Annotated in this window: 8 protein-coding genes and 1 pseudogene; 8 read left to right on the forward strand and 1 reads right to left on the reverse strand. The window is 39.0% G+C overall.

The window, feature by feature from the left end; translation table 11 throughout:
• Positions 1 to 55 precede the first annotated feature (55 nt).
• Positions 56 to 334 (reverse strand): YggT family protein, encoded by a 279-nt coding sequence (locus EA365_01330; GenBank protein ID TVQ48548.1) that lies wholly within the window; start codon positions 332 to 334, stop codon positions 56 to 58.
• Positions 335 to 475: 141 nt separating this feature from the next.
• Here EA365_01330 and EA365_01335 point away from each other — a divergent pair, with 141 nt between their 5' ends.
• The 8 genes and pseudogenes from EA365_01335 to EA365_01370 all read left to right on the forward strand — a co-directional run bounded on the left by EA365_01335 (position 476) and on the right by EA365_01370 (position 5,969).
• The gene (locus EA365_01335; protein ID TVQ48549.1) at positions 476 to 1,438 is read left to right on the forward strand and encodes a low-complexity protein; all 963 of its coding nucleotides are present in this window, start codon (positions 476 to 478) and stop codon (positions 1,436 to 1,438) included.
• Positions 1,439 to 1,670: 232 nt separating this feature from the next.
• Complete coding sequence (gene rsmI, locus EA365_01340; protein TVQ48550.1) at positions 1,671 to 2,504, forward strand: 16S rRNA (cytidine(1402)-2'-O)-methyltransferase; 834 nt, start codon at positions 1,671 to 1,673, stop codon at positions 2,502 to 2,504.
• An 89-nt stretch (positions 2,505 to 2,593) separates the two neighbouring features.
• Positions 2,594 to 3,106 (forward strand): prepilin-type N-terminal cleavage/methylation domain-containing protein, encoded by a 513-nt coding sequence (locus EA365_01345; protein TVQ48557.1) that lies wholly within the window; start codon positions 2,594 to 2,596, stop codon positions 3,104 to 3,106.
• A 202-nt stretch (positions 3,107 to 3,308) separates the two neighbouring features.
• Positions 3,309 to 3,476 (forward strand): four helix bundle protein, encoded by a 168-nt coding sequence (locus tag EA365_01350; protein TVQ48551.1) that lies wholly within the window; start codon positions 3,309 to 3,311, stop codon positions 3,474 to 3,476.
• Between the two features lie 84 nt (positions 3,477 to 3,560).
• Positions 3,561 to 4,085, forward strand: a complete 525-nt coding sequence (locus EA365_01355; protein ID TVQ48552.1) for a prepilin-type N-terminal cleavage/methylation domain-containing protein — start codon at positions 3,561 to 3,563, stop codon at positions 4,083 to 4,085.
• Entirely contained in the window at positions 4,066 to 4,851 is a 786-nt protein-coding gene (locus EA365_01360; GenBank protein ID TVQ48553.1) for a hypothetical protein, read from the forward strand. Before EA365_01355 ends, EA365_01360 begins: the two co-directional genes overlap by 20 nt.
• A 45-nt stretch (positions 4,852 to 4,896) precedes the next feature.
• Positions 4,897 to 5,691, forward strand: coding sequence for a TlyA family RNA methyltransferase (locus EA365_01365; GenBank protein ID TVQ48554.1), 795 nt, complete (start codon positions 4,897 to 4,899; stop codon positions 5,689 to 5,691).
• Between the two features lie 140 nt (positions 5,692 to 5,831).
• Positions 5,832 to 5,969 (forward strand): annotated as a pseudogene (locus EA365_01370) (IS200/IS605 family transposase).
• Positions 5,970 to 6,075 lie beyond the last annotated feature (106 nt).

The following is a 6,075-nucleotide window of genomic DNA, read 5'->3' on the forward strand; positions in this document are numbered from 1 at the left end:
ATATATACTTTGCTGTGGAAACAGCAAAATAGCCATTTATGTCAACACCTACAACTTATTGAGCGCGCATCGCCATTGTAATTAAACCCTGTTGTCCGAGGAGAATCTCTCGGATTAAACTAAAGATACCCACCCAGATAATGGGGCTGATGTCAACACCCCCTAAAGGTGGTATAATCTTACGTGTAGGAGCTAAAAAAGGTTCTGTAGGCAAAGCTACTAAACTAAATGGTAAACTACTCAAATTAACTTGGGGATACCAGGTCAATATAATTCGGAAAATAAACAAAAAGGTCATGATTCCGAGTACAATACTCAAAATAAGGGGAGTCATGCTTTACAAAAATTAATAATTAACTAATCTAAATTATAGCAGTAAAAAATACTTAACAACTTTTTTCTAAGTTAGAATACATACATAATAGCCAACAATACCCCCGATTATTCAGCTCAGGAGGAGCTTTGAAACAACTAAATGAACGCTGATGAACTGCTTAGGAAATATGCAGCAGGAGAGAGAAATTTTAGTCGTCTTGATTTACATCGCGCCGATTTAATCCGTTTTACCCTCAAAGAAGCCAATTTAGCTCGTTGTGATTTAGATTGGGCTGATTTAAGTGGAGCTGATTTAAGAGGAGCGAATCTCAAAGGTGCTTATCTCAATTCAGCTCGTTTACTAGGGGCTAAACTGATTAGAGTAAATCTCCAAGGAGCTGATTTAAGTGGGGCTGACTTAACTTGGGTTAATCTTGATGGAGCTAACCTCAGTGGAGCTGATTTGAGTGAGGCTAATTTAACTCAAGCTTCTTTAGATAATGTTAATCTCAGTGGAGCTAATCTAACTAAAGCTAACTTGACTAACGTTAATCTTAGTGGAGCTAATTTAAGTTTAGCTAATCTCAGTTATAGCAATCTAACAGGTGTAGATCTCAGTGATGCTAATTTAACTCGTGCTAATTTACATCAAGCTAATTTATCTAATGTAGATCTTAGTGATGCTAACTTAAATCAAGCGGATCTGAGTAAATCTGTACTACGACAGGCTGACTTACAAGATGCAACCCTTCAAGAAGCTAATCTAACTAAAGCTAACTTACGCGGAGCTAATCTCAGTGGCAGTATTCTGCAAGATCTTAAATTAAGTTTAGTTACCCTTTCAGAATTAAATTTAACTATTTCTCAACAACCTAATCGTGTTAATTTAATTGGAGCTAATCTGATGGGGGCTACCCTCAAGGGTGTAAGCTTGAGAGGAGCGCAAATGCCTTATGCTTGTTTGCAATCGGCACATTTAGAAAAAGCTAGTCTAGTTAATGCTACTTTATTAAAAGTATATCTCAAAAAAGCAGATCTTAGAGGAGCTAATCTCAGGGGAGCTACTCTAAGTGGTGTTAATTTTACTGAAACTATTATGCCCGATGCTTCGATTCACCCGTGACTATACTCCGCGAAATGTTTGGGGATTCAAGCAAGAGGGAAATGAAGAATGGGCGAATGGATTCGGATTGACACCGTTCCACCTAAACCCTAACTCCGAACTCATATGACATCATGTCCGATTAATTAATGATTTTAAACTTTTTCCTTCACACCTTCTTCTTTTTCTTTGGCAAGAGTGCCCGCCTCTTGCCTTACCTCGCCTTGATCGTAATTATTTACCCGAACCTGATATGACTCTCTATCTCGTTGGCACTCCTATTGGTAATCTAGAAGATATGACTTATCGTGCTGTGCGTATTCTGCAAAGGGTGGATTTAATCGCCGCTGAGGATACTAGACATACCGCTAAACTTTTACAGCATTTCCAGATTAACACACCCCAAATTAGTTATCATCACCATAATCGTAACTCCCGTATCTCTGAATTGATTAATTTATTACAACAGGGTAAAAGCATCGCTATAGTTACAGACGCGGGTATGCCCACTATTTCTGATCCTGGTTTGGAAATCCTCCAAGAGGCGATCGCCACCGGTATTGAGGTTATTCCTATTCCTGGGGTTACCGCGGTTATTACCGCTTTAGCGGTAGCGGGTTTAGATAGTTCCCGCTTTGTCTTTGAAGGGTTTTTACCGACTAAGGCTAAACTCAGAAAAGCCCGTCTCCATCAGTTAGAAAGGGAAACTCGCACGATTATTCTCTATGAAGCTCCTCATCGTTTATTGACTACTTTAGAGGATTTAGCTCAACTAGGCAGCGATCGCCCCTTGGTTTTAGCCCGAGAGTTAACCAAACTTCATGAAGATTTGTGGCGAGGCACGATCGCTCAAGCTAGGGAATTATACCAACACCGACAACCCCAGGGAGAATATACCCTAGTGGTTGGGGGTTATCAAGGAGTAGAAATAGAGTATTTAGACGAAAACCAGCTTAAACAAGAGCTAGAGCGACTAACCGCCCAAGGAATGAGCTTAACCCAAGCTTGTAAGGAAATAGCCCCATTTACCAACCTTTCTCGGCGAGAAATTTATCAACTAACCATAGCCAAAAAATTTTTTGACTGAGGGTGATAGGAAATGAAAGAAAAGTGGGTATGTTGTTAATAGGAAAAAAAAACTTATTTACATCGCTTCCACTTACAGGAGAAAAAACCATGAAATCCGATCTACAATTCAAATTACTCTCTCGTCTAAACAACAAAAAACAAGAAAGCGGTTTTACTTTAATTGAACTACTCGTAGTTGTGATTATTATCGGTGTTCTTGCTGCTGTTGCACTACCTAACCTCCTCAGACAAGTAGGTAAAGCTAGAGAAACTGAAATCAAAAACGCGGTAGGTACACTCAACAGAAGTCAACAAGCTTATCACTTTGAAAGACAGGAATTCGCACCAACTTTAGAACTTTTAGGTATCACTATTCCTAACGAATATATCAGCAACGTAGAGAATGATGCGTTGATTGTAGCTAACGATGCTGACAGTGCCGATGCCATACCTGCAAATGATAACTATGATAACGACGGTACAAGAGCTTACGTTGGACGTATTGAACATGCTGCTGGTGAGTATTCACAACTGATGTGTCAATCTGATGCGCCAGCGGCGTCACTTCCTGCTCTGGGTAACACCGATGACTGCCCTGATGGCTCTACACAGGTTCGTTAAGAATTTTATTCCCCGAGACAAGTCTAGTTGTATAACTCAGGCTTGACTCCCGAAGAAATTAGGTGAGACTCTTTAGTGGAGGCGTGGTTTCTTCCTCTGATTTACAAGAAAAGAGGCAGTAACTCACGCTTTTTTTTTAGGGAAGAGGCAAAAGCTAGACTAGTAATAGGTTTCATAATTTAAAAATGTCAAACACCTTAGCTTGTATTGCTATATAGCCCAAGATTCTCTCAAAGAATTAGAAACTCATAGCATTATTTCACAAAAAGTCACACTTGCTTCTGCTTCCTCCATTAGAACAATTCTTACTCAATGTGAATCCATGGGCAGACTCCTACTAGCTTTAATTCGCTCCCTTAAAAACCAATAATCCCTACACCCTACACCCTAAACCCTGTCTCCCTATCAACAAATGGATAAGGAAAAATCGTTAAAGAAATATAACTATAGAACCATGAATACTCCTTTAGAGTTAAAAACCAAATTGTTATTCTATCTGCGTAGGAAATCATCTTTGGGTTTTACGCTGTTAGAATTAATGGTGGTAATGATTTTTTTGAGTATTTTCTCGGCGATCGCTTTACCTAACTTAGTTAAACAAGCGGGTAAAGCTAGAGAAGTAGAGTTTAAAAACACCATAGGCTCGATTAATCGTGCTCAACAGACTTATCATTGGGAAAAGAATGAATTTGCTCAAGGAGCAGATGATTCTGCGACTCTTAATCTGTTAAATATTAGTTTTAACCATAAATACATTGAAGATTATAACATTAGAGCTTATAATGATAGTAATTACGCCACCATCCGTCCCAATAATCCCAACTATCAGCTAGATCAAACCAGAGCTTATGCAGGGGGTACATACTTTGATGAAGGTAATTATAGCGTAATTATTTGTCAATCTTATGAAGTAACAGAGATTATTGATGAACCTGTAAACGATCAAGAATGTGAACCAAATGCAGAAAGGATTCGCTAAATCAATACCCTCTCTTATTTTACCTGTCCTAGTGTTGATTGCTTCTCTAGGAGGAGTTGTGCTGTTACAATTGCCGAGAGCTAATGAAGATAAATCTAGTCTAACCCAAGAGGAAGCTCTCAAGGAAGAACAACAAAAACGACTACGTCTCAATATATTAGAACAATTACCTACTTTTGGTTATAATAATTTACTAGCTAACTGGATATTTCTCGATTTTATTCAATATTATGGCGATGGACCTGCGCGTAATTTAACTGGTAACACTCTCAGTGGCGATTATTTTGCAAGCGTAATTAATAAAGATCCCCGTTTTGTAGGGGCTTACTTTATTTTAGCTCCTGCTACTTCTCTATTTGGAGGAGATCCCCTCAGAAGTATCGCCCTCATGGATGAAGGATTGGAGTATCTGACTCCCCAAACTGATTTAGCTTATCAAATTTGGATTTATAAAGCGATAGATGAAACCCTCTTTTTAGGTGATTATGAAACCGCCCAACGTTCTTACGAAATCGGTGCTAATTGGGCATTATATCACGATACAGACCAAGCTAGAAATGCCGCTAGGCGCGCCCAAGAAACCGCCGCATTTTTAGCCACCAACCCCGATGGTAGATTAGTGCAAGCTAGCGCTTGGATGGGGGTTTATACTAATGCTAGAGACGATCAAACCCGAGAATTAGCCCTGAAAAAGATGGAACAACTCGGCGCAGAAGTGATCATTACTCCTAGTAGAATAACGGTGAGAATGCCTGAAGAAGAATGAAGAATTAAGAATTAAGAATTAAGAATTAAAACCTAAAAGCTAAAAGTGCAAAAACAAAGATTAGATACATTTTTGGTAGAAAAAGATTTTTGTCAATCCCGTCAACAAGCGATAGGTTTGATTAGGGCGGGTTGGGTAAAGGTTAATCAACGGGTGATAGATAAACCAGGTACAGAAATACCTATTGAGGCAACTATCGAAATATTCTCTAAACCTCCTTATGTGTCTCGGGGAGGAGAAAAGTTAGCCAAAGCGATCGCCGAATTTAAGATAGTGGTGAGCGATCGCATTTGTTTAGATGGGGGTATCTCTACAGGAGGGTTTACCGATTGTTTATTACAAAATGGGGCTAAACTAGTTTATGGTGTGGATGTAGGTTATGGTCAGGTTGCTTGGGAATTACGTCAGGATAGTCGTTTAATCCTTAAGGAAAGAAGTAATTTTCGTTATCTGCAACCAGAGGATTTATATGGTGGGGAAACTCCTGCTAATCTAGGGGTAATGGATTTATCCTTTATTTCTCTGACTAAAGTCTTACCTACTCTCTGGGAGTTATTAATACCTCCTAAAGAAGTTATTCTCTTAGTTAAACCTCAATTTGAAGTAGGTAGGGAACAAATAGGCAAAAAAGGGGTAGTGCGCGATCGCCTTGCCCAAGGTCAAGCTATAAATACTGTGTTACAAGCAGCCCTTGACCTAGGTTGGCAATATAGGGGATTAACCAATTCACCCCTAACTGGTCCTGCTGGTAATCTAGAATATCTATTATGGTTACATCTAGAGAGTAACCTTGCTCCCCCTAACTTAAATGAGATACATAGCTTTTGTAAGAGTGTATAGCAGGGATTGACACTCGCACCGTTAAATCAAAGATTGTAATATATGGAATTTTAAATTAAATAATCCGTTGACTTTTTTCCCTACACCCTACCCCCTACACCCTACCCCCTGCCTTGAGTTCAACCTTGTTGTCACCCCGTCAGCAAGAATTCCCTGAGATAGAGCAAAGCTATCATAAAGACGTATTTTGGAATGGTTCATATTTTGTGGCTAGTTGTGGTGGTGTTACTATTTCAACCCTTAAAACTTATATACAGAATCAGGATGAAATAAAATAAATTAAGCTAATTTATTTTCTACTGAATCTAGCCCTTGAAAAATAGCGCTTTAAACCAAAAGCCCCCTTCTGAAGTAGAAAGAGGCTTTTGGGTAAATATTAATCCT

The organism is Gloeocapsa sp. DLM2.Bin57, assembly GCA_007693955.1.
Classification (GTDB): domain Bacteria; phylum Cyanobacteriota; class Cyanobacteriia; order Cyanobacteriales; family Gloeocapsaceae; genus Gloeocapsa.